The sequence below is a fragment of the Acinetobacter sp. 22323 genome, assembly GCF_052044895.1.
GTDB classification, from domain to species: Bacteria; Pseudomonadota; Gammaproteobacteria; order Pseudomonadales; family Moraxellaceae; genus Acinetobacter; species Acinetobacter schindleri.
This window is the reverse complement of the sequence record NZ_JBQEOL010000014.1, coordinates 68778-92076: the sequence shown is the minus strand read 5'-3', so window position 1 is coordinate 92076 and position 23299 is coordinate 68778. Positions and strand designations below refer to the sequence as shown.

General features: G+C 44.4%; 18 protein-coding genes. 14 read left to right on the top strand and 4 right to left on the bottom strand.

Features of this window, described 5'->3' with window-relative positions:
• Positions 1-54: 54 nt before the first annotated feature.
• The 4 genes from ACTJIX_RS10640 to ACTJIX_RS10625 all read left to right on the top strand — a co-directional run bounded on the left by ACTJIX_RS10640 (position 55) and on the right by ACTJIX_RS10625 (position 4865).
• Positions 55-1080, top strand: coding sequence for an IS30-like element ISAba125 family transposase (locus ACTJIX_RS10640; RefSeq protein ID WP_004994718.1), 1026 nt, complete (start codon positions 55-57; stop codon positions 1078-1080).
• A 915-nt stretch (positions 1081-1995) separates the two neighbouring features.
• Entirely contained in the window at positions 1996-3204 is a 1209-nt protein-coding gene (locus tag ACTJIX_RS10635; protein WP_440611440.1) for an FAD-dependent oxidoreductase, read from the top strand.
• A complete protein-coding gene (locus ACTJIX_RS10630; protein ID WP_440611439.1) occupies positions 3201-4442 on the top strand; it encodes an FAD-dependent monooxygenase in 1242 nt (413 codons plus the stop codon). Before ACTJIX_RS10635 ends, ACTJIX_RS10630 begins: the two co-directional genes overlap by 4 nt.
• A gap of 174 nt (positions 4443-4616) precedes the next feature.
• Entirely contained in the window at positions 4617-4865 is a 249-nt protein-coding gene (locus ACTJIX_RS10625) for a hypothetical protein (RefSeq protein ID WP_004810703.1), read from the top strand.
• 82 nt (positions 4866-4947) lie between these two features.
• Here ACTJIX_RS10625 and rsmI read toward each other — a convergent pair whose 3' ends face one another.
• Positions 4948-5790 carry a 16S rRNA (cytidine(1402)-2'-O)-methyltransferase gene (rsmI, locus tag ACTJIX_RS10620; protein ID WP_440611438.1) on the bottom strand — a complete coding sequence of 281 codons (843 nt, stop codon included), beginning with the start codon at positions 5788-5790 and terminating at the stop codon, positions 4948-4950.
• Positions 5791-5800: 10 nt separating this feature from the next.
• Between rsmI and ACTJIX_RS10615 the strand changes: the two genes are divergently transcribed.
• The 4 genes from ACTJIX_RS10615 (at position 5801) to ACTJIX_RS10600 (ending at position 8879) form a co-directional block, all read left to right on the top strand.
• Complete coding sequence (locus ACTJIX_RS10615; RefSeq protein ID WP_440611437.1) at positions 5801-6760, top strand: penicillin-binding protein activator; 960 nt, start codon at positions 5801-5803, stop codon at positions 6758-6760.
• 5 nt (positions 6761-6765) lie between these two features.
• On the top strand, positions 6766-7185 hold the full coding sequence (locus ACTJIX_RS10610; protein ID WP_163168445.1) for a YraN family protein: 420 nt from the start codon (positions 6766-6768) through the stop codon (positions 7183-7185).
• 139 nt (positions 7186-7324) lie between these two features.
• Positions 7325-8008 carry a BON domain-containing protein gene (locus ACTJIX_RS10605; RefSeq protein WP_440611436.1) on the top strand — a complete coding sequence of 228 codons (684 nt, stop codon included), beginning with the start codon at positions 7325-7327 and terminating at the stop codon, positions 8006-8008.
• Positions 7998-8879 (top strand): alpha/beta hydrolase, encoded by an 882-nt coding sequence (locus ACTJIX_RS10600; RefSeq protein WP_004893648.1) that lies wholly within the window; start codon positions 7998-8000, stop codon positions 8877-8879. The genes ACTJIX_RS10605 and ACTJIX_RS10600 overlap by 11 nt, the downstream gene beginning before the upstream one ends.
• A 61-nt stretch (positions 8880-8940) precedes the next feature.
• On the opposite strand, the gene nudC is transcribed toward ACTJIX_RS10600, so the two are convergent.
• The 3 genes from nudC to dnaQ form a co-directional block, all read right to left on the bottom strand.
• On the bottom strand, positions 8941-9717 hold the full coding sequence (gene nudC, locus ACTJIX_RS10595; protein ID WP_004893649.1) for an NAD(+) diphosphatase: 777 nt from the start codon (positions 9715-9717) through the stop codon (positions 8941-8943).
• Positions 9717-11360, bottom strand: coding sequence for a hypothetical protein (locus ACTJIX_RS10590; RefSeq protein WP_004893651.1), 1644 nt, complete (start codon positions 11358-11360; stop codon positions 9717-9719). The genes nudC and ACTJIX_RS10590 overlap by 1 nt, the downstream gene beginning before the upstream one ends.
• 127 nt (positions 11361-11487) lie before the next feature.
• Positions 11488-12891 carry a DNA polymerase III subunit epsilon gene (gene dnaQ / locus ACTJIX_RS10585; RefSeq protein ID WP_440611435.1) on the bottom strand — a complete coding sequence of 468 codons (1404 nt, stop codon included), beginning with the start codon at positions 12889-12891 and terminating at the stop codon, positions 11488-11490.
• A gap of 206 nt (positions 12892-13097) precedes the next feature.
• Here dnaQ and ACTJIX_RS10580 point away from each other — a divergent pair, with 206 nt between their 5' ends.
• The 6 genes from ACTJIX_RS10580 (at position 13098) to ACTJIX_RS10555 (ending at position 23295) form a co-directional block, all read left to right on the top strand.
• On the top strand, positions 13098-16418 hold the full coding sequence (locus ACTJIX_RS10580) for a LysM peptidoglycan-binding domain-containing protein (protein WP_440611434.1): 3321 nt from the start codon (positions 13098-13100) through the stop codon (positions 16416-16418).
• 27 nt (positions 16419-16445) lie between these two features.
• On the top strand, positions 16446-18287 hold the full coding sequence (locus ACTJIX_RS10575) for an extracellular solute-binding protein (RefSeq protein WP_440611433.1): 1842 nt from the start codon (positions 16446-16448) through the stop codon (positions 18285-18287).
• Positions 18288-18305: 18 nt separating this feature from the next.
• Positions 18306-19373: a microcin C ABC transporter permease YejB gene (locus tag ACTJIX_RS10570; protein WP_004810685.1), complete on the top strand. Its 1068-nt coding sequence runs from the start codon at positions 18306-18308 to the stop codon at positions 19371-19373.
• Complete coding sequence (locus tag ACTJIX_RS10565) at positions 19373-20386, top strand: ABC transporter permease (RefSeq protein WP_005221347.1); 1014 nt, start codon at positions 19373-19375, stop codon at positions 20384-20386. Before ACTJIX_RS10570 ends, ACTJIX_RS10565 begins: the two co-directional genes overlap by 1 nt.
• Positions 20361-21947, top strand: a complete 1587-nt coding sequence (locus ACTJIX_RS10560) for an ABC transporter ATP-binding protein (RefSeq protein ID WP_440611442.1) — start codon at positions 20361-20363, stop codon at positions 21945-21947. The genes ACTJIX_RS10565 and ACTJIX_RS10560 overlap by 26 nt, the downstream gene beginning before the upstream one ends.
• A 103-nt stretch (positions 21948-22050) precedes the next feature.
• Positions 22051-23295 carry an NADH:flavin oxidoreductase/NADH oxidase family protein gene (locus ACTJIX_RS10555; protein WP_440611432.1) on the top strand — a complete coding sequence of 415 codons (1245 nt, stop codon included), beginning with the start codon at positions 22051-22053 and terminating at the stop codon, positions 23293-23295.
• The last annotated feature ends 4 nt before the right edge of the window (positions 23296-23299 follow it).

Here is a 23299-nt window from a genome sequence, read left to right as displayed (position 1 = left end):
GGCAGAGTAAAACTTGAAGTGCGACATAAACCACCTAATTAATTTAAAGGGTTTATGGAGTATATAAAATTGTCATACCATCATCTTAACTTTGAAGATCGTACTGCATTAATGCTTGAGTCAAGAAAAGAAGGCTTTTCAGCCAGAAAATTTGCTGAACTCATTAAAAGACATCCTAGTACGATCTATCGTGAGCTTAAAAGAAATAGCATCAATGACGTTTATCAAGCTCGATATGCTTCTGATAACACCTTCGCTAGACGTAGACGTGGTCACAGAAAACTCAAAATCGATTCAATCCTCTGGAAATTTATTGTTGAAGCGATCCGTTGTTTATGGTCTCCTCAGCAAATAGCAAAGCGTTTAAAGACATTTCCTGATTTGGATCAAACAATGAATGTAAGCCATACAACGATTTATTCAACGATACGAGCATTACCAAAGGGTGAGTTGAAAAAAGACTTATTATCCTGTCTGCGTCATGAAAATAAAAAGCGAAAAGCTAACGGTGAACCTAAAAAAGATTCTATATTACAGGATATTAAAACTATTCATGAGCGCCCAGCCGAAGTTCAAGAAAGAAAAATACCGGGTCATTGGGAAGCTGATTTAATTAAAGGTAAAGACAATAAAAGTTCGATAGCAACACTTATTGAACGAAATACACGGCTCTGTATCTTGGCAACATTACCTGATGCAAAGGCAGAATCAGTGCGCAAGGCTTTAACTGAAGCTCTGAAATATTTACCTGCAGAACTGCGTAAAACGTTGACCTATGACCGTGGACGCGAGATGTCAGAACATAAAATACTCGAAGAAGATTTAGGCATAGATGTATATTTCTGTGACCCACATTCACCTTGGCAAAAAGGCACATGCGAAAATATGAATGGTTTAATTAGGCAATATTTACCTAAAGGGATTGATTTAAATCAGGCAGATCAGCATTATTTAAATCAAGTTGCCATGTCACTGAATACTCGTCCTAGAAAGGCGTTAGATTGGCTTACACCATTAGAGAAATTTGCTCAGCTTGTTGATTATCATATGGCTTTTGAAACTGTCGCACCTCATGTTTGAATTCGCCTTGCCATAATTCTTCATGAATTTCTTGCCAATTATTCAAATCAATTTCCTGCTTAAGTTATATTTTGCTGTTTTTATTAAATTTATAAATATTTTCTTGAATTGCATGAATTAATTTATCACTTTCTCTGTTTACATATAAGAAAGATCTGCCATTTTTTAGGTCTACAACAAAATAAAAAAATAATCAGGGAAAATTCTAATATAAAAATCTAGACTATATTTTTAAATTTTGAATGAAGCTTGACATACTTTAAAAGTTAAATTGCTGATAAATAATTTTTCAGTGTTAAAATAACTTTTTCTGAAATCCTAAGATAATCTTTCTATTCTTACTCTAATTTGATCTTTATGCTCTAGCAGATAACTATCTGTCGCTTGAACATTTGTTCTATGCAATATCAAGTAAAATTCTAATTGACGATTAGAGTCTGATATCGGAAATTGATTGGATTCTTCCTGCGTAATCGATTGATATTTTTAAGGATTTAATTAATTGGAAAGGATCCTAAATAATGCTCTCGACGTGGACTAAGCTGTGCTTTTACAATCAATTCAGGATTCTGTTCCAAGTGACGATTTCTCCTTCCTAAGGAATATGTGCTTGGTCTTTTGATGAGCAGGCTGTAAGTGAGACAAGGCAGCCGGCTAAGATAAAGCATCTCTTTATTTGCATTGTTTTTCTCTCTAAGCTTTATTCCTGGAAGGACTATTTAAGGTTCGTTTATAAAAAAGACACAGATCTGTGCCAAGTTTTATTTCTTTGAGGATTTAAGCGATTAACAAAGCAATATCAATTACAGCTAAACGACTAATTCATTATAAAAATAAAAATCTTTGAGGTAAGATTAAATCCAACATGATTAGACGTATCTAGACTTTATAGATACCCCAGATAAGGATCAAAGCATGCAACAAGAAGTCATCATTGTCGGTGGTGGGATGGTGGGTTTAAGCCTCGCACTGATGCTGGCGAAAACCGGGATTGCGGTCAAACTGTTAGAAGCAATCCAATACCCAGATTATGATGATATCAATCTTGCTCCCTATCACTCCAGTTTTGATGTCCGTAACAGCGCTTTATCACGCCGTAGTGTACAGATTTATCAGGAGCTGGATCTGTGGGATGCTTTGCAGGAACATGCCACGCCGATTCTGGAAGTGAATATTACCGAACAGGGTAGTTTTGGTAAGGCACGTCTGATCGCTGAACAGGAAAAAGTCGAAAGCTTTGGTCAGGTGATTGAAAATGCCTGGCTCGGTCGTGTACTGCTGACACAAGTCAAAAAAGAGCCACTCATTGAACTGATCGATGGCGTGCAGGTGACTTCTCTCATCCAGGATAAAGACTTTGCTTATATTGAAGCACAGCGTGGCGAGACTGCTTTAAAACTGCAATCCAAACTGGTAATTGCTGCGGATGGTCGCGATTCTTTCTGTCGTAAGGCACTGGGTATTGGCGCATCGGTACACGACTATGATCAGGTTGCGATTGTCACAACCGTACAAACATCAAAACCGCATCAACATGTCGGTTTTGAACGTTTTAGTCCTTTAGGACCTTTGGCTTTGCTACCTCTTCCAGGCGAATACCGTCGTTCCGTGGTATGGCCAGTTCCTAAAGGTACCGAGCATGAATGGCTGGGTGATGAAAATGATCAGCACTTCCTGCACGCCTTACAACAGACTTATGGTGATCGTGCCGGAAAATTCCAGAAAACTGGTAAGCGTTTCAGTTTCCCATTATCGCAAGTCCTGGCAGAAAAGCAGGCAGTTGGTCGTGTGGTGTTAATGGGGAATGCAGCGCATACGATTCATCCAGTTGCAGGCCAGGGCTTTAACCTGTGTATGCGTGATGCTTATGTATTGAACCGTTATCTGGCAGAACAGCTGGAACAGAGGGCTGATCTGGGCGATGCTCAAATGCTGCAAGATTATGAAAAATCACGCCTGAAAGATCAGCAACGTGTGATCAAGTTCTGTGATTCAGTCGTACGTGGTTTTAGCAACCAGAATCCATTCCTGAAACTGATCCGTAATACCGGACTGGTGGCTTTTGAAAATATTCCAGGCATCAAGCCACTTGTAGCCAACTATGCAATGGGACTCAAAGCATGACAGAACAAACTCAGGTATTAGATGCTGTCATCGTAGGTGGCGGGCTGGTTGGTGGTTTAACGGCATTATTACTTGCTCAAGATGGCGTACAGACCACCGTGCTGGATGCTGCACCGATTTTAGATACTGAAAAGACACTAAGTGTTGCCAATCCACGCGTATTGGCACTCAGCCAGGCCACTATTCATTTGCTAAAAACAGTAGGGGTTTGGGAAAAACTTGCACGTCAGCAGCCATATACAGGTATGCAGGTCTGGAATAAAAATGGTTATGGTGAAATCAATTTTGGCCAGCCTTCCAAGAAAACACCAAAAGTCGAGCAGGCGCTTGGTTCTATGGTTGAGCCAAGTATTCTGAACCTGGCCATTCAGCAAAAAATGCTGCAAGAACTGAAAGATTACCGCACACAGGTCAAAGTTAGCCGGGTAGAACGCGGGGTGGGAGTCTGGATTGTACACCTTGCCGATGGTACCCAGCTCAAAACCAGATTGCTGATCGGTGCAGATGGTGCCAATTCCTTTGTCCGTGAACAGGCCTTTATTGACATTGATGTCCTGGACTATAAACAGGCCGGTATCAGCTGTGCCATTAAGACCGCACAACCCCATCAGCATGTTGCACGCCAGATTTTCCTGGAAACTGGTCCATTGGCTTACTTACCGATGGCAAGCTTAAAAGCTGAAGAACAGGGGCATTGGCAATCGATCGTCTGGACTTTACCGGATGATTATGCTGAAGAATATGCAGCTTTGTCAGATCAGGAATTTATCCAATTACTCACTCGCGAAAGTCATCACATGCTTGGTGAGGTGCTCGAAGCAAGCCCACGCGCAACTTTCCCGCTTAAAGCACGTGCGGCTCAGCAATATGTGCAAGATGGACTGGCCCTGATCGGTGATGCTGCCCATGTGATTCATCCACTCGCGGGACAAGGTGTCAATATTGGCTGTCTGGATGCGGCAGTGTTATGTGATGTGTTACTGCATGATAAAACGCGTGGCGTCTGGGCACATGAGCAAACCTTACAGCGCTATGAACATCTGCGTAAGGGGCAAAATGATGCCATGATGCACAGCATGTCTGCGATTGGCTGGATGGAAACCACTCAACTTTTCCCTGTGGTTTGGGCACGTAATTTGGGCCTGAAACAGGTTGAACAGATGCCTGTATTAAAAGATGCTTTTATGACGCAGGCCAATGGCTTGGGACTGCTCAAAGATACCCGCTACGCCATCTGATCTAGAATTGTTATTTTTTAAACAATCATATGTAAAAAGAAACGAATTTGTTTAAAAAAGATACGATTTTTTAATATTTGGTACTAGGCGAAATACAAAGAGATTGCTAAATTTCAGGTAATTTACAACCTAGTTTAAATGCACATGTGATGGTCATTTGTGGGGGAGATGAAAATGACAGATATGAATGAATATGATGAAGCTGAAGATGCTGTCGTTGATGATGATGAAGCGAAAGCAGCAGAGAAAGGCGCTGCTGAAGGCGATGAAGTTGTTAGTGATACAGACGTTCTCGAAGCTGAAACATTGACTGTGACAGCGAAGCTAAAAAAGCGTCAGGCACTTGAAGATGAGGTGGCTGCGTTCCTGGCTCGCGGTGGTCGAATTACTGAAGTGCCGGCAGACGATTCAGTACGCGAATAAGTCGTCTACCTCCTGAATATAAAAAAACACCACAGATTACAGTGGTGTTTTTTTATGTCTATCTTTCTCTGGAAAAAGCGATTTAGTCATTGGCACCCGTTAACTCAAGTGCGCGTTGGTAAGCCACTTTCTTTTTGATGCCGGTCAGGTCGGCTGCCAGCTGAGAAGCTGCTTTCACGGAAAGATCCTGTAATAAACGGAGTAACAGTTTGTCGAGTTTTTCCTGATCCATATCTTTTTCGACAGTCGCTCCACCCACTACCAGTACGATTTCACCTTTTTGCTGGTTAGCGTCCTTGACAATAAACTTAATCAATTCGCCTAGGGTCATCTTTCGGATAGTTTCAAACGTTTTGGTAATTTCACGGGCAAAACCAACCGGACGATCAGCACCAAACACATTCGCCATATCTTTCACACATTCCAGAATCCGGTGCGGTGCCTCATAGAAAATCATGGTCTGGGTTTCATCTTTGAGTTTTTCCAGATTGAGCAGACGCTGGCTTTGTTTTGATGGCAGGAAGCCTTCAAAGCTGAAACGGTCACTCGGTAAACCTACTGCGCTTAAAGCAGCAATTGCAGCACAGGCACCAGGCACAGGAATCACACGAATATTGTGTTCCTGTGCAGCACGCACGAATTTAAAGCCTGGATCACTAATCAATGGTGTACCCGCATCACTGATCAGTGCCATGTTTTCGCCATTGAGCAAACGTTGAATAAGCTGATCTATCTTGTTGCTTTCATTATGGTCGTGGCAGGCTGTCAGTGGAGTGGAAATATTAAAATGCTTGAGCAATTGCATAGAAGTTCGTGTATCCTCAGCAGCAATAAGACTCACCGACTTCAACACCTCAATTGCACGATAACTAATATCATCTAAGTGCCCGATTGGAGTCGCAACAACAAATAACTGAGCACTCATAGGTTTCTCCATGTGGAATAAACAGAATTATAAAAAACGGAAGAATATTAAAAAAATATTGGGTTTGAGCTTATTGGGCTGCATCGGCAGCGTGCAAGCGGAAATTCTGGTCATTCTACCCGAATCTGGTCCTTTGGCGCGAGCTGCATCGAATATCAAACAGGGATTCATGAGTGCCTATATGGCATCAGGGCAAAAAGTGCCGATTAAATGGGTGAATTCTGATCAGAAAAAAATGTCACAATTACTGAAACAGCATGTCAATAAAAAGACGCAGCTCATCGTGGGGCCACTGGCACGTCAGGATATTGAAGCACTGGTTCAGGCCCAGCCAAAAGTCAAAACCCTGAGTCTGAATGACAGCATGAGCAGTTCACCTCAGCTCTGGCAGTTCAGTCTGTCTAAACGTGAAGATGCAATTGCTTTACAGAAGGTACTGACTAAGGATCGAATTCGGTATTTACAGGTACTACGTCAGCCCGGAAGTGAGACCGAGCATGAACTGATGTTGATGTCTTTGCTCAGTGTAGGGGATCTGCAAGTCGATATTATCGATATTGCACCAAAATCTTTGTCCTCTAAACAGGGTTTATTACTCGTGGGCAATCCGGAGTGGTTGGCCGCAATGCAAAACCTGCCGAAAAAACGGCTTTATACCGTATCCAATGCGATTGACCAGCATATAACTTTGCCTAAAGGTATTAAATTTTGTGACGTACCTGCACTGTATACTCATGCCTGGCCAGATGTATTGAATGCCTATCAGCAGGCGCCGGTGCAGATGTCCTATCAGCGGTTAATCGCCTTTGGTGGAGATGCCTGGCAGATCAGTCAGCTGTATTTAAATGACCAGAAAGCCGAACAGCTACAATTTCAGGGACGTACCGGACATATTCAGGTCAATGCGCAGGGACTGCGACGTATGCCCGCCTGCTTTGAATATACCAGCAAGGGCGTCAAGCTGATTTAACTATTATGCGTATCAGTCAGCAATTGGGAAAATGGGCAGAACAGCAAGCGCTTGCCTTGTTGGAGCATCATGGCTTTCAGTTGGTCCAAGCCAATTATCACAGCCGTTATGGTGAAATTGATTTAATCGTGCAACGTAATCAAGAGCTGGTTTTTGTTGAAGTAAAAGCACGGGCAAGTACAGATTATGCCAATGCACTCGAGTCAATTTCCCTTAGCAAGCAGCGGAAAATGATGAAAACTGCTCTTCATTTCCTGCAAAATCATGAAGAATTTCAGCATTTTTTCTGTCGTTTTGATGTGATTTGTTTTGATTTTAATCAACATTTTGCAAAAACCATACAGCATGATTTTTGCAATTACCTTTATGATTCGCAATGGATTGAAAATGCTTTTACTTTTGATCAAGAGTTTATTAATCTTTGAACAACACAGGCTTTTCTTTGTGCGGTTTTCTGTACAGAGATTATGGTAATGTTCAAGGAAAATAAAAGTTGATCAAGATTGCGCGACAGAATTTATTAAATTGAACAAAGACGTATTAAACAATAAGGAGTCTTGCTGAGTGGTTAAACGTATTGTAATAACAATGTTATGTGTCGCAAGTTTATCGGGCTGTGCCAGCTTTATTTCAGGTGGTACAGGCACGGCTCCTGTCGGTACGGATCAAGGGGCGCGTACCCTTGGACAGGTTTTTATCGATTCTTCAATTGTGCGTACTGCAAAAATTAATCTTTATAAACTTGATTCACGATTCAAACAGTCGCGAGTCAATATTGAGAGTTTTCATGGTCATGTATTATTGACTGGTCAGGTGCCAGATGCGCATCTGAAACAACTGGCTGAAGACAATGTCAAAGCCATGAGTGATGTGAAAGCCGTACATAACTTTATTACTATCGGTAACCAGATCAGTTATGGCACCATCATGCAGGATACCGCAGCAACGGCAAATACCCGTGGCCTGATCATGAAAGCGCCTGTAGTTGCAGACAGTAAGGTACATGTGCATACCGAAGATGGCGTGTTATATGTGATGGGCCGTCTAAACAATGCTGAAATTGCTGATCTCAATCAGGTGCTGGCGCAAGTCGGTAATGTCACTAAAATTGTGACCCTGATTGATAATGTAGAAACGCTCAGCAATTCAACCAGCCAAAACTTTGCGACCACAGCTTCATCAAGTGCCTTGGTGCAAACTCCAGTTGCGATTGATCCTGATACAGTTGAACCAAATTATGCACAATAAGGTGCACTCTTTTAAAGCCAAGCTGTCGAGTCATCTGAACGTTGCAAGACAAATCTACCGGGATTTTCGCTTATATGATCTCGGTAGCTATGCGCTGAACCGTTTTACTCCCAAAGCAGGTTATAGCGCTGAACGGCATTTGGCCTATGGCCTTAAAGCGCGGCAGCGTTTTGATCTGTATCGTAGTGCACAGCCTTTGGCACATCGCCCCTTGATTGTCTTTGTCCATGGTGGTGCCTGGCTACATGGGGATAAGAAAGAATATCAGTTTATTGGTGAGGCTTTTGCCCGTGAAGGCTATGACGTGGTGGTTCCAAATTACCATCTGGCGCCAGAACATATCTTCCCGCAATCTGTGGATGACTTGCATCTGCTTTTGGATCATCTGCACACTGCGGCAGCAAAGCTGCAGATTTCATCAGAGAATATTGTATTGATGGGACATTCTGCCGGTGCGTTTAATGTGATGTCAGCGGTGTACTATCCGCAGCAGCATACAGCAGAGCGGCTGGCGAATATCCGCGCTATCATTGGTTTAGCGGGGCCTTATCATTTTGACTATAAGGATGATCCGATCTGTGCTAATGCCTTTGATCAGGCAGTGCCTTATCAGCAGGTGATGCCACTGTACTTTGTACAACCTCAGCCTTTGAAGCATTATCTGTTTATTGCTGAAAAAGACGATATCGTGGGACATTTCAATAGTCATGATCTGGATCGGGTATTAAAGCAACATGGTAACCATAGTCATGTGATCAGTATTCCAAAGCTCGGACACATTACTATTGTTGGATCACTTTCCAGCCTGTTTAGCCGCTTCTTTGTAACCAAGTCTAGAGTACTGTGGGCACTAGAAGATGCATTTAAATAATTCATTCTATTGAATGTAAAAAGCCCGGATTTAATACCGGGCTTTTTGTTTATAAATTGGCTTACAACCAGGCTTGAGTATCATCAGCCACGGGCGTGCCTTGCGTGATATGCATAATCATAGAATGTGCAATGCTGCCTTTGAATGGAATTTCTGGCAGGGCATCCAGCTTAAAGAATTGTGCATCACTGATTTCTTCTTCCTGCAGTTTGATCTCGCCAGAAGCGTATTCTGCTTTAAAGGCAATCATCAGATTACTTGGGAAGGGCCAAGGCTGGCTGGCCAGATATTGAATATTTTTGACTTTAATTCCGACTTCTTCTTCCGTTTCACGACGGACTGCTTCTTCCAAAGTTTCACCGACTTCGACAAAACCGGCAATCAGTCCATACATCTGGCTGGTTTTATTTCGGGCATTTTTAGCCAGCAAGATTTCATCTTCACCACGGGTAATCACGGTAATCACACAAGGTTGTACGCGTGGATATTGGCGGTAATGGCAAGCGGGGCAGACCATAGCATATTCTACGGCATGGGCTTCGGTCGGTATACCACAATGACTACAGAAACGATGATTGCGACGCCATTCCAGTAGCTGTACAGCGCGACTGGCCTGTTCAAACTGGCGAACATTCCAATATTGCAGTAACTGACGGATTGGAACGAGTTGCAGACCTAGAGGAATCGGTTCCTCAGGGAGGAGGTCACGGGCAATCACCTGATCACCCGTACCGAGCTGTATGTCACTTGCTAGCGCTTCCACTTGGGGAAGCTGGAGATTTTCATCGACTAAAAGTTGCTGTTGTTGAAAGATATACGCAAGTGACAATTTAGACATTAGGCTACAGTTTTCAGTTTTTGACTACTGTCCAATGCTACCTTAAACATTGACTGTAATACAGGCTGTTTGCTCTTTAAATTGTCAATGAGCATATCCGCGCTGGCGAGTGGATCAAGCACGCGATTGACGTCATCGGTACTGAGTGCAGTAGCAGATTCAATCCGGCTTTGAATAAAGTCAGCCGTTGTGCTTAGTGCGGCCTGACCATTTTCAGCGTTCAGGAACAGCATTGCACCCGCAATTTCACGGATCTGGTTTGGCAAGCTTTCTAATGTTTGCAGGTTCTGGTCCTGCAAGTAATTCATTAGGGTGTGGCTTGCAAGTTCGATCAGCGCTTTGGTCTCGCTCAGTAAAGCAGCATGTGCTTCATCCAGACGATCCAGTGAAATATTCATGTTATTTACACGGAGCTGTAAACGGCTAGAGGTGTGATGACGTTCTAGTATCCCAATCGAGTTCATAGCAGACAAAATCACATTCATAAGCTGCTGGGCAAAACCTTCATCTTTCAACACTTCAGCTTGACTGAGTGAAGCAGCCTGACGAGTAAGATCATTAGAAGCTTCATTCAGGTTCAAAACCTTGAAGATGTTTGCCATGCTATTCAGCTGAACCTGCAATTCCTGAGTCTTTTCAGGGGTCATGTTGTGATAGTTGTATTCGATGTCATTACGGATCTGTGCCATTTCTGCTGTTACCAGATCACTGATGGTATGCATGGTTTCAAAATCAGGACCATATAAATGACGGCTGAAGACCTGTAATTGAGTATCGGTCAATGAATCTTCACCGATATTCAGCTTGCTACGGATATGATGAGCAATGTCATCTTCCTGGCTGATACATAAGCTCAGTATATTCGCCAGGTCAGCAATGTTCGCCTTGAAACGGTCTGGTGCATTGAAATACTGTGCCATATTACGCTCAACACTGATCAGGGTGCGTAAACGTGGCTCGTTGATCAGGAGCTTATCGATATGATTGAACGCCACATAGACCAGATTCCAGTACTGTTTGCTTGGGTGCTGCTCAGAAAGACCTGCCAGATAAGTCCCCACCAGTTTGATCGCTTGTAAGTCCAGATCGCTTTCTTCCTGCTTAAGCAGTTTATTCAGCGATAGCTTGTACAGGCGATGCACATAAGCAGACTTCTCCAGTCCAGGTGCTTGCGGCAGATCAAAATCAGGTGTGATCAGGTCGAGCAGGGACTCAATCTGATGGCCTTCAGTAGTCAGTGGCTTGCCCAGCGCAAGTTCCAGCCGGTTTAAAGTATCCAGCAAAAATTGTGGAATTTTGACTTCACGCAAGCAAATGAATTCGATATAGCGCTTCAGCATGGTCGTCCCTTCACTGAGGGCGATCACTTCTGCCGTGTTCACGTTGGCAGGATTCCCCATGATCTTGCGCATAAGCTCAGCAGAATATTGAGTAACTTTGGCCAGGCTTGGCATATCGATCAGTGCAAGAACTTGGGCACACTGTTCGAACTGGTTGAGCGCATCATCAATCCCAAAAGGCAAGGTCTGATCTTCTACCAGTGTGCTGACTGCTGATTCAACCAATTTGATCGAATTATCAACCTCATTTTTTATTATCAGTAAAGCCGTAGGGTCAAAATGTATAGAGGTTTGGTAAGACATTGATCTGCACCTTTCCTGAAGTTTTATCTAATAGTTGAGGCCTGCTGCAACTGGCAGGACATCTTTGTATTTACTATAACTGAACTGTTATTTTTTTTAACATAAATTGTTAACTGAATAATGGATTTTATTTTGCGAAAAGGCAAGGCGCTCCATGTTTTTCTTCATATTGTTTGACCCAGTTCTCATGTTCGCTCAATTCTTCATCAGATGGCAAAATTACCGGTAGATCAATTTCAATTTTCACACTGCCTGAGCTGGCATTTTGTTCTTCACTATGTGACAGGGCATCCATATCAAAAGAAACCTGACCACCGGTCATCGCCAGGTAAACATCGGACAGAATTTCTGCATCGAGTAATGCGCCGTGGAAAGTACGGTCACGCTGCGGAATCTCATAACGACGTACCAGGGCATCAAGAGAGTTTTTCTGGCCCGGATGGCGTGACTTGGCCATCGCCAGGGTATCCGTGACTTCACAGACTTCTGACAGGGTTTGAAAACCAGCACGCTTGAATTCCATATCCAGGAAGTTCATATCGAAGGTCGCGTTATGCGCGATGATTTCTGCACCTTTCAAGTAATCGAACAGAACTTGAGAAATATCCTCAAATAAAGGCTTGTCTTGCAGGAACTCATCAGTAATGCCGTGGACATTAACTGAATCGCCTACCGGTTTTTTCGGATTGATATAAATATGAATCGAGCTGCCGGTGAGTTTACGATTCACCATTTCAATCGCGCCGACCTCGATAATCCGGTCACCATCCTGATAATAGAAACCGGTGGTCTCTGTATCGAGAATCAGCTGACGAGGACCAGATATATTTAATGTGGCTGGAGTAATCACAATCTGCGGGTGCAATTGAGTCTCTACTAGCGCTTGTTCAGCAGCGACAGGCTGATTGTTTAAGTGAGTTTCCATGGTCACTTCAGTTACATCTGCCATGAGTTCATCCATTTCTTCAGCTTCAGCCAGTTCCAGGCCAAAAGGATCATCCAGTAACCAGTCTTTTTCAGGCTTTTTTATATCTTGTGTTTTTATCTCAACGCTTGCTGCAAAATGAATTGCTGGAACATGACGGGATTTTTCGCCATTTTTTAAGGCGAGATCCGCACCCAGATTAGCCAGCTGATCGGCCATTTCATTACCCTCATGGCCAGCATGTCCTTTGATCCAGTGCCAGTCAATCTGACGGCCCTGGCAAACTGCATCCAGCTGTTTCCATAAGTCAGGGTTTTTGACATCTTTCCAGTTTTTACGTTTCCAGCCTTCGATCCATTCAGTGATACCTTTTTTGACATAATTGGAATCGGTCCAGATCACCAGCTTGGCATCTTTGGGACAGACAGAAATCCCTTCTATGGCAGCCATCAGTTCCATACGGTTATTGGTGGTCTGAAGCTCGCCGCCATAAATTTTATGCTCATCTGAACCGTTCTGAATATAGGCACCCCAACCACCTACAGCGATTTCCTTACCATTGCCGCGGCATGCGCCATCCACATACAGTGTGATTGTTTGAGACATAAACCAAATCCGATCAAAAAAGAACAAGCTGAGCGGGATATTGTATAACGCAAATACGTTTGAATAATCCATATCTCCGCGATTTTTTAATTTCTTGTAACATTTAACGTCAAATCGCGGTAAATTATTAGCTTGTGTCGTCGACATGCTTAATTAAAATGGCATATCTAAAAAATAAATTTTATACAAGTTGTTTGGATTTCTTTATGTATAAACCAACCGCATTCATGTGGCAGCCATCGTTACCTTCATTTTTAAAAGTCTCAGTTCTCGGCACTGCGCTTGCATCCTTAGGTTTAACGGGTTGTTCGACGACACAAAGCGCGGCAGGGTCCAAGCATAAACAAACAAGTTCGAATTATTTAGGCGCCGATAGTCTAGATAGTCTGGAAGATCTTTTATCCGCGACTGATATGCGTGCGGTAGAAGGCGACCGACTGTTGGTACTGAAACACGGTGATGTGTGGAAGCGCATGACTGTCGGTTTCAAGATGAATCTGGATGTCTGGAATCCGCGTATTGATGCCCAGCGTGGCTGGTTCGCATCACGTCAGCCATATTTAGAGCGTTTAAGTGCGCGTGCTTCACGTTATTTATATTACACAGTAAAAGAAGCTGAACGCCGTGGTATGCCGACTGAGCTGGCATTGCTTCCAGTGATTGAAAGTTCATACGACCCGGCAGCAACCAGTAGTGCGGCTGCAGCGGGTCTGTGGCAGTTTATTCCAAGTACCGGCCGTATTTATGGTTTAAAACAGACCTCGATGTATGACGGCCGCCGTGATGTGGTGGAGTCAACTCGCGCTGCCTATGAGTTTTTGGGTGCATTATATAATCAGTTCGGTTCATGGGAACTGGCTTTAGCATCCTATAATGCCGGTCCAGGCCGTATTCAGCAGGCGATTAACCGTAATAAGGCTGCTGGTTTGCCAACTGATTACTGGTCACTGAAGTTGCCGCAGGAAACCATGAACTATGTTCCTCGTTTCATGGCAGTGGCACAGATTGTAAAAAGTCCAGCCAAATATGGCGTGAGTCTGCCGCCTATTGCCAACCGTCCGCACTTTCGTGAAGTCAGTGTTGGGGCAGCCAGCCTGAATGAAATTGCTGCGATTACCGGTTTAAGTCGGGCTGAATTGTATCAGTTGAACCCAGGGCATCGTGGAGACAGGATTGATCCGGACAGTCCGCGCCGTATTCTGATTCCAGCTGACCTGAGTCCATCCATTGATGAAAAACTGAAAAAGCTTCAATCCTCTTCTTCAGGTTTATGGGCAAGCTCTACCAGCAGTTTACCGAAGAATAATCAGACGATTACGCCAGTAAAAACCACGCCACCTGAGCTGAATAGCAAAACAATCACGCCAGCTAAACAGACACCGCCTGCAATCACGGCCTCAACCACGACAACCGTTAAACCTGCAACACCTGTAGCCACTACTGCAAGCAAAGCGACGTCCACAGTCGCGACCACAGCGATTGTTACTGCCGCTGCAACACCAGCAGCTACAAGTACAGCCAAACCCAACCTGACTGCCCAAAGCAAGACTAGGGTCAGCACACCAAGAGGTTCTTCAGCTTTGGCTGATTTTGCTGCGAAGAGTGAATTACCTATTCCAAGTGCACCGCGTATTCCAGTTGCAGTGACGCCGGTAACACCTGTGCAACCGATTCAGGTTGAACCGCCAATTTCTGCAAAGGAACGTGAACAGATTCAGGCAGCGGTTGTGGCAGAGGAAATTCCAAAGTCTGTAGATGAAATCCTGAAACCGGTAGCGACAGCCGCAGAACAGGCAGAAGTGGTGGAGGAGCTGAAAGCACTGGCACCTGCGGGTACTGAAATTGTCGATCCTTATGATGGCAAGATTAAGCTGACCGCGATTCAGACCAGCCTTTCTGTAGCAGAACAGCAGGGTAAAGAACTGACCAAAGGTTTCTCGTATCCAAAAGGCGTAGCGGAAAGTACCAAGGCAGATTCAGTCGAAGCGAAATTGAACCAAGGCAAGAATTACGTTAAAACAGATTCGGAAGTTGTGGTTGTTGCACCAAAAGGCAAGCGCAGTACCTATACGGTTTTACCGGGTGACAACCTGGCTTTGATTGCTGCTAAAAATGGAGTGAACTGGCGGGATGTGGCGAAATGGAACCAGATTGATCCAAATGCCACTTTATATGTCGGTACCACGATCTATCTTTATGATGCCAAACCTGTTCAAGAAGCATCAAAACCTGCCGGAAAACCAGAAAGCTATGTGGTACAAGCCAATGATTCACTCACCGGTGTAGCCAGCCAGTTTGGTTTAACGGTAAAACAGCTGGCTGACTATAATGGTTTGAGCACGACCAGCGGTCTATTTGTCGGTCAAAAACTATCCTTAAAAGAAACTGCTGCTTCTAAAGCGAAAGTTGAAGAAACGAAAAAAGCGGAAAGAAGTAAAGTTCAGACTAAGACTTATACCGTTCAGCGCGGCGAATATCTAAAACTGATTGCAGACCGTTATGCACTTTCGAATGCGGAACTGGCTGCGTTGACGCCAGGTTTGACTTCAGGCAGCAGCCTGATGGCTGGTCAAAAAATCAATGTACCTTTGAATGAAGCTGAATCTGCAAGCTCAGGCAAGAAAATTGAGCAGAAGTTTGAAAATATTAAAGTGGACCAGACTGCAACTGAAAACTATCAGGTAAAACGTGGTGAGACGCTGTATAGCATTGCCAATCAGTCCAAACTCAGTGTGGCTGAACTGGCAGCCTTAAATGGCTTTGCTGCCAATAGCGGTTTACGTATTGGTCAAACCATTAAGATTCCTGCGGGCAGCACTGTGCCAGAGAATTATACTGTGCAGTCGGGTGATACCCTGACAGGAATTGCGGCCAAGTATAATCTGAGCATGGATCATCTGGCGAATCTGAACGGTTTATCCCGTAATGCTGGCCTGCGAGTAGGACAACGTCTGAAATTGACCGGAGATGCAGAAGCAGCTCGTGAAACTGTGACTGAGCAGGCGGTGAAAGGTGTGAAGTCAGACACCCACATAGTGAAATCAGGTGAAACCCTCAGTTCAATTGCACACGAGTACAAGTTACAACTGAAATATCTGGCTGAGCTGAATGATTTGTCTGTATCGAGTCCATTACGTGTCGGACAGCGTCTGAAGATTGACGGTGATCTGCCAGAAACTAAAAAGGTAGATGAGATCAAAGCAGTAACCACGACTGTTTCATCTAAGGCCACAGAAAGCTATACAGTGAAGTCAGGCGAATCACTTAACGCGATTGCCAGTCGTCTGGGAATTACCACCACAGAACTTGCCAGTTTAAATAATCTGCGTGCTAATGCGGGCTTGCGTGTGGGCCAAAGTCTGCAAGTCCCTAAACGTATTACAGAATATAAAATCAAGCGTGGCGATACATTGATCGGTTTAGCCTCACGTTATGGCATGGACAGTAGTACACTGGCAGAAATGAATGACCTGAAACCGAATACTCAACTGCGTATCGGGGATGTGATCAAGGTTCCAAATCTCTAAAGCCGAAATGATACAGGGAGTATCTGAATGCCGTTTGCTGCTGCAAAGCGCCTGATTTATATCTGTGGAATTTCGGTCATTACTCAGGGGGCTTGGGCTGCACTGCAGACCACTCCTTATATCGCCATTCATAGTCAGCCCAAATATGCCGGGCTGACACATTTACCCTATGCCAATCCTGCAGCGCCCAAAGGTGGTTATCTCAGCCAGTCTGCCAATGGTACCTTTGATAACCTGAATGCCATGAACGGCAAAGGTACAGCAGCAGATGGCGTGGAATACCTGTTTGATACGCTCATGGTCAGTTCCCTGGATGAGCCGGGCGTGATGTATCCCTTGCTGGCTGAAAAAGTCACCTATGATCCAAAAAAAACTGCCTATGTGATTTATCATCTGAATCCCAAAGCACGTTTTAGTGATGGTACGCCAGTCACTGCAGAAGATATAAAATTCAGTTTTGATACGTACACAAGCAAAGGTAATCCAGGCTTGCAGATGTATCTGTCAGATCTGGATAAAACCGAGGTACTATCCAGGTACCAGGTCAAGATGAGCTTTAAGTCAAATAATAATTCGGAAATGCCGCTGATCCTGGCACAGATGCCTATCTATTCTAAGAAAAACTGGCAAGGCAAAGACTTTGGCCGCATCACCATGCAGCCAATTTTGGGTTCAGGTCCCTATCTGATTGAAAGCATTGATGCAGGGCGCAGCATTAGCTATAAACGCAATCCGAATTACTGGGCAAAAGATCTACCCATTAACCGGGGTAAATATAACTTTGATCGCCTGAAGTTTGTTTATTACCGCAATATGGATGTTGGTTTTGAGGGTTTTAAGTCTGGTCAATATACCGTGCATCAGGAATACACCGCACGTAAATGGGTAACGGAATACAATTTTTCAGCCATCAAGGACAAGATGGTGGTGAAATACAACTTCAACCATGAAAACCCGATTCCGACACAAAGCTTTGTATTCAATACCCGTCGTGCACCAATGCAGGATATCCGCTTTCGTCAAGCCTTAACTTATGCCTATGATTTTGAGTGGCAGAACAAGGCGCTGTTTTATGGTCAATACCACCGTTTACAAAGTTATTTTGCTAATAGTGAGCTGGAAGCGAAGGGCATGCCTTCAGCTGAAGAACTGGCGATTTTAAAGCCTTATCTGGCTAAGTTAGATCCGATTCAGCGTGTTGGTGTGCTGAAAGACTGGAAATATCCAGTTTCGGATGCTTCGGGCTTTAATCGCAAGAATTTACTGGTCGCGCGGGAATTGTTACTCGAGGCGGGTTACCGTTATCACAATGCGCAACTAACTGATCCAAAAGGTAAGCCGATTCGACTTGAGTTTCTGATTCATCAGGATGGTTTGCAACGTACCTTAATGCCTTTTATACGTAATCTGAAGCGACTGGGGATCACGGTGAATATCCGTCATGTTGATGTGCCTCAGTACATTGAACGTATGCGCAGTAAAGATTTTGATATGACGACCAATGTCTTGCCACAGTCTCTCAACCCGGGCAATGAGCAGGCACAGTTCTGGAGTAGTGCGTCAGCAGATCAGCCGGGTAATTACAATTATGCGGGTATCAAAAATGCTGTGATTGATGATGCTATTACTAAGGTGATTCAGGCACCGGATCGCCAGCAATTGGTGATTCGTACCAAAGTATTGGATCGTCTGCTGCGTGCTGGCTACTATCAGATTCCGACCTATGGGAAAGGCGGCAACTGGTATGCTTACTGGAATATGTATGAGCAGCCAAAGATTAAGCCAAAACTTGCTGTTGGATTCGACTTCTGGTGGAGTAATCCACAAAAAGCTGCACAAGTGAGCCAATATTTACGTCGTCAAAAATAATAAGGAATATCACTGACAATGGGAACCTACATACTTAAGCGGCTCTTGCTGATTATCCCGACTTTATTTTTGATTCTGCTGATTAATTTCATTGTCATTCAGATTGCGCCGGGTGGACCGGTCGAACAGGCCATTCAACAGGCAGAAACTTTTCAGGGCATGGGCGGAACCACAGGTGCAGAAACTGCACAGTCCAAAAGCAGCTATCAGGGTGCCAAAGGCCTGAGTGACGAGATGGTGGAAAAAATCAAGGCCCAATATGGTTTTGATCAGCCCGCTCATATCCGTTTTTGGGAAATGCTGAAAAGCTATGTGCAACTAGATTTCGGCATCAGTTTCTTTAAAGATAAACCTGTAACTACATTATTATTGGAAAAATTACCAGTTTCTCTGTCATTGGGACTGTGGAGCACTTTGCTGATTTATCTGGTCTCGATTCCACTTGGGATTCGAAAGGCGCGTCAGCATGGCAGCCTGTTTGATAAATCCACTTCGATGCTGCTCGCCGTGGGTTATGCCATTCCGGCTTTTGTCTTTGCCATTTTACTCATCGTATTTTTTGCGGGTGGTTCCTATTTCCAATGGTTCCCACTGCAAGGGTTGGTGTCGGAAAACTTTGCTGAATTGTCCTGGTTCGGAAAAATTAAGGATTACTTCTGGCATATGACCTTGCCATTGCTGGCGATGGTAATTGGTGGTTTTGCCGGGCTGACTTACTTAACCAAATATTCTTTTATGGAAGAGCTGAGCAAACAGTATGTACTGGCAGCACGTGCCAAGGGCTTAAATGAATCGCGTGTGCTATATGGACACGTCTTCCGAAATGCCATGCTGATTGTCATCGCGGGTCTGCCGGAAGCACTGGTCGGGATCTTCTTTGTCGGTAACCTGTTTATTGAAATTATCTTTAACTTAGATGGATTAGGTCTGCTTGGCTTTGAAGCGATTGTACAGCGTGATTATCCGGTGATTTTTGGGACCTTGTTTATCTTTACTTTGCTTGGGCTGATTCTGCGTTTGATCAGTGATGTGATGTATCAGGTGATCGACCCGCGAATTAACTTTGACTCGCGAGGTGCCAAATAATGTCACCGATCATGCGAGCGCGCTTGCAGCGTTTTAAGGAAAATAAACTCGGCTTCAGCTGCTTTATTATCTTTATCATTATTTTCATTTTGTCCTTAGGTTCAGAACTGATTGCTAACGATAAACCGTTGCTGGTGAGATATGACAGTTCACTATATGTGCCGGCATTTAAGACGTATCCGGAAACCACATTTGGTGGTGTGTTTGAAACTGAAGCAGATTATAAAGATCCTGTCGTTCAGCAGTTAATCAATGCCAAGGGCTGGGCATTGTGGCCACTGATTGAATATTCCTACCAGACGCCAAACCTGGAACTGGCAGTGCCCGTGCCGTCTGAACCCACGTCACGAAACTGGTTAGGGACTGATGACCAAGGTCGTGATGTGTTGGCGCGAATCCTTTACGGTCTACGAATATCATTGCTTTTCGGCTTCGCCCTGACCATCGCATCTGCAGTCATCGGCATTATAATCGGTGCGATTCAGGGCTATTATGGTGGCTGGATTGATTTGGTAGGGCAACGCGTTCTGGAAGTCTGGGGTGGCTTGCCGATGCTGTTTATGGTGATGATTCTGGTCAGCATGTTTACCCCAAATGTGTATTGGCTATTCCTGATCATGCTGCTGTTCGGCTGGACTACCCTGGTTGGTCTGGTGCGGGCTGAATTTTTACGGGCACGTAATTTTGACTATGTGCGTGCCGCACGTAGCCTTGGTGTTTCTGATCGTGCGATTATCTTCCGGCATATTTTACCCAATGCCATGAGTTCGAGTCTGTCACAGCTACCATTTATGCTGACGGCTAATATTACCGCACTGACAGCACTGGATTTTCTTGGCTATGGATTGCCACCTGATGCAGCTTCACTGGGTGAATTGCTGCTACAAGGCAAAAACAATCTGAATGCGCCGTGGTTGGCTTTATCCGGCTTCTTTACGCTGGCCATAGTTCTATCTTTACTGATCTATATTGGGGAGGCGACGCGTGATGCATTCGATCCAAGACGTCAATAACGCAACACCGCTTCTACAGGTCGAAAATCTGCAGATCAGCAGTCTAGATCAGGTACTGGTACAACAGCTAAGTTTTGAACTGTCTGCCGGGCAGACCTTGGCGATTGTCGGTGAAAGTGGTTCAGGTAAATCGATTAGTAGTCTGGCAATCTTGGGTTTGTTGCCAAGAAATTTAAAGGTACAAGGCCGGGCGGTATTAGATGGTCAGAATTTACTGACGCTTTCTCAGCCCCAATTACGTCAGATTCGCGGCAAGAAGATTGCCATGATCTTTCAGGAGCCGATGACGGCACTAAATCCCTTACATCGGGTAGAAAAGATCATTGGCGAAACCTTGTTGTTGCAGGGCTGGTCTAAAGCCAAGGCACGAGAACGGGTGCTGGAGTTACTGAAGGATGTTGGTATTCCTGAACCTGAGGACAAACTGAGGCGTTATCCGCATGAATTATCTGGTGGCCAGCGTCAGCGCGTGATGATTGCCATGGCATTGGCACTGGATCCTGATATCCTGATTGCAGATGAGCCAACTACAGCACTCGATGTCACCTTGCAAGCCCAGATTTTACATTTGCTGAAATCTTTACAGGAGAGTCGGCAGATGGCGATGATTCTGATCAGTCATGACCTGAATCTGGTGAGACGCTATGCTGATCAGGTGATTGTCATGAACAAGGGCTGCATTGAAGAACAAGGTGAAGTACAACAGATCTTTAATTTACCCCAATCAACTTATACCCAAGACTTGCTCAATCATGATTTTGGTCAGGCACTGCCTTTAGAGCAAACTGAAACCTTGCTCGAACTTAAGCAGGTAGAAGTCAAATTTCCCATTAAACAGGGTCTACTGAATCGCATTAAGGACTATGTCACTGCTGTCGAACCGCTTGATTTAAGCATGCTGCAGGGGCAATCGATTGGAGTGGTGGGCGAAAGTGGTTCAGGTAAAAGCTCACTTGCTTTGGCCATAGCACGATTGATTGAAAGCCACGGTCAAATCCTTTTGGAAAATCAAGATTTGAATCAATTGTCTGAAAAAGCCTTACGACCATTACGTAGTAATTTTCAGATCGTCTTCCAGGATCCATTTAGCAGTCTGAATCCGCGTATGACCATCGAACAGATCATTGGTGAAGGGTTGGGCTTGAAAGCGACGACCAATGAGCAAATCCGTAGTCGTGTCGAGGAAGCTTTAGCGCGGGTAGAGCTGCCGGCATCTTTTAAAGACCGCTATCCACATGAGCTTTCTGGGGGGCAGCGTCAACGTGTATCATTGGCAAGAGCATTGATTTTAGAACCAAAACTTTTAATTCTGGATGAGCCGACTTCAGCACTGGACCGTACTACACAACGCGCAATTGTGAAACTGTTACGTCGTATTCAGCAAGAAGAAGGGATTAGCTACCTGTTTATCAGTCATGATTTACAAGTGGTACGAGCACTCTGCCAGAAGGTTTTGGTACTGCATCACGCACAAGTTATGGAGGTTCAGGAAACTGAACAATTATTCTTGCACCCACAAACTGACTATACCCGCCAGTTAATTGCAGCCAGCCAATATTAAAACTACAAATCTTTTTAAATGAAATTGACATGGGTCATTGTCAATTTCTTGCTGACAGGGTATAACACCGACAGAATAAAAGCATAATGTTTAGGAAAAAAGTATGACACAACTGGCAGATTCAATTCAGATTCGTAATACCATCTTTAAAAACCGTATCATCAAGGGAGCTATGAGCGAGGCACTCGCTAATGATGCTGGTCAGCCGAATGACTCACATTTGAAACTCTACGAAGCTTGGGCTAAAGGCGGGCTAGGCTGTGCGATTACGGGTAATGTCATGGTGGATTTTCGTGCCAAGAATGAACCGGGTGTTGTAGTCGCTGAAACAGAACGTGACCTGAATAAACTTAAGGCTTGGGCAGAAGTTGGCAAACGTCATGGTATGGTGCAACTGGTGCAGTTGTCACATCCGGGGCGTCAGTGTCCAAAAGGTTTGAATCGGGAAACTGTAGCACCATCGGCAGTGCCATTTAGTCCGGCACTGGCTGTCAGTTTTGGTACCCCACGTGAACTGCGCGAAGATGAAATTCTGGATATTATCCAGCGTTTTGCAACTTCTGCTGCAATTTGTGAAAAAGCAGGATTTGAAGGTGTACAGCTTCATGGTGCGCATGGCTATCTGATCAGTCAGTTCTTATCGCCATTGACCAATAAACGTCAGGATCAGTGGGGTGGCAGTATTGAAAACCGTACCCGTTTCTTATTAGAAATCTATAAGGCAGTTCGTGCTGCAACTTCAGAAAATTTCATTATTTCTGTTAAACTGAATTCGGCTGACTTCCAGCGTGGTGGTATCACCGAAGAAGATGTGATCTATGTCTTTAAAGCTATTGATGCAGTAGGCATTGACCTGATTGAGGTGTCCGGCGGTAGCTATGAAGCACCAGCAATGGCAGGCGTTAAAGCGGATAAACGTAAAGCTTCCACGATTGCCCGTGAAGCCTATTTCCTGGATTTTGCTGAAAAAATCCGTCAGGAAGTGAGCTGCCATATTATAGTAACTGGCGGTTTTAGAACTGCTGCTGGTATGAATGCCACACTTGAGAGTGGTGCCTGTGATTTTGTGGGTATTGCCCGTCCGTTTGCAGTAGAAACTGATCTGGGGCAGAAGCTGGTAGCAGGGCAGGATGTACGCTATGCGGTAGAGAAGATTAAAACCGGTATTCCAATGATTGATAAAATGGCAATTATGGAAATCATCTGGTATGCCGCGCAGTTTAAACAGATTGCTCAAGGCAAACAGCCGAATCCAAAACTTTCACCATTAAAAGTTTTCCTGCATTATCTAAAAGGCAATGTCACTGCTGTAATTAAAGGACAGATTAATTCACGTAAATCTGCATAACCTG

Bases quoted from the DNA above. Each gene is read 5' to 3' on its own strand.
- ACTJIX_RS10560 (WP_440611442.1), top strand. From the start codon at position 20,361: ATGCATTCGATCCAAGACGTCAATAACGCAACACCGCTTCTACAGGTC.
- ACTJIX_RS10555 (WP_440611432.1), top strand. From the start codon at position 22,051: ATGACACAACTGGCAGATTCAATTCAGATTCGTAATACCATCTTTAAA.
- ACTJIX_RS10635 (WP_440611440.1), top strand. From the start codon at position 1,996: ATGCAACAAGAAGTCATCATTGTCGGTGGTGGGATGGTGGGTTTAAGC.
- ACTJIX_RS10640 (WP_004994718.1), top strand. From the start codon at position 55: ATGGAGTATATAAAATTGTCATACCATCATCTTAACTTTGAAGATCGT.
- dnaQ (WP_440611435.1), bottom strand. From the start codon at position 12,891: ATGTCTCAAACAATCACACTGTATGTGGATGGCGCATGCCGCGGCAAT.
- ACTJIX_RS10565 (WP_005221347.1), top strand. From the start codon at position 19,373: ATGTCACCGATCATGCGAGCGCGCTTGCAGCGTTTTAAGGAAAATAAA.
- ACTJIX_RS10630 (WP_440611439.1), top strand. From the start codon at position 3,201: ATGACAGAACAAACTCAGGTATTAGATGCTGTCATCGTAGGTGGCGGG.
- ACTJIX_RS10625 (WP_004810703.1), top strand. From the start codon at position 4,617: ATGACAGATATGAATGAATATGATGAAGCTGAAGATGCTGTCGTTGAT.
- rsmI (WP_440611438.1), bottom strand. From the start codon at position 5,790: ATGAGTGCTCAGTTATTTGTTGTTGCGACTCCAATCGGGCACTTAGAT.
- nudC (WP_004893649.1), bottom strand. From the start codon at position 9,717: ATGTCTAAATTGTCACTTGCGTATATCTTTCAACAACAGCAACTTTTA.
- ACTJIX_RS10580 (WP_440611434.1), top strand. From the start codon at position 13,098: ATGTATAAACCAACCGCATTCATGTGGCAGCCATCGTTACCTTCATTT.
- ACTJIX_RS10590 (WP_004893651.1), bottom strand. From the start codon at position 11,360: ATGTCTTACCAAACCTCTATACATTTTGACCCTACGGCTTTACTGATA.
- ACTJIX_RS10615 (WP_440611437.1), top strand. From the start codon at position 5,801: ATGTGGAATAAACAGAATTATAAAAAACGGAAGAATATTAAAAAAATA.
- ACTJIX_RS10575 (WP_440611433.1), top strand. From the start codon at position 16,446: ATGCCGTTTGCTGCTGCAAAGCGCCTGATTTATATCTGTGGAATTTCG.
- ACTJIX_RS10600 (WP_004893648.1), top strand. From the start codon at position 7,998: ATGCACAATAAGGTGCACTCTTTTAAAGCCAAGCTGTCGAGTCATCTG.
- ACTJIX_RS10610 (WP_163168445.1), top strand. From the start codon at position 6,766: ATGCGTATCAGTCAGCAATTGGGAAAATGGGCAGAACAGCAAGCGCTT.
- ACTJIX_RS10570 (WP_004810685.1), top strand. From the start codon at position 18,306: ATGGGAACCTACATACTTAAGCGGCTCTTGCTGATTATCCCGACTTTA.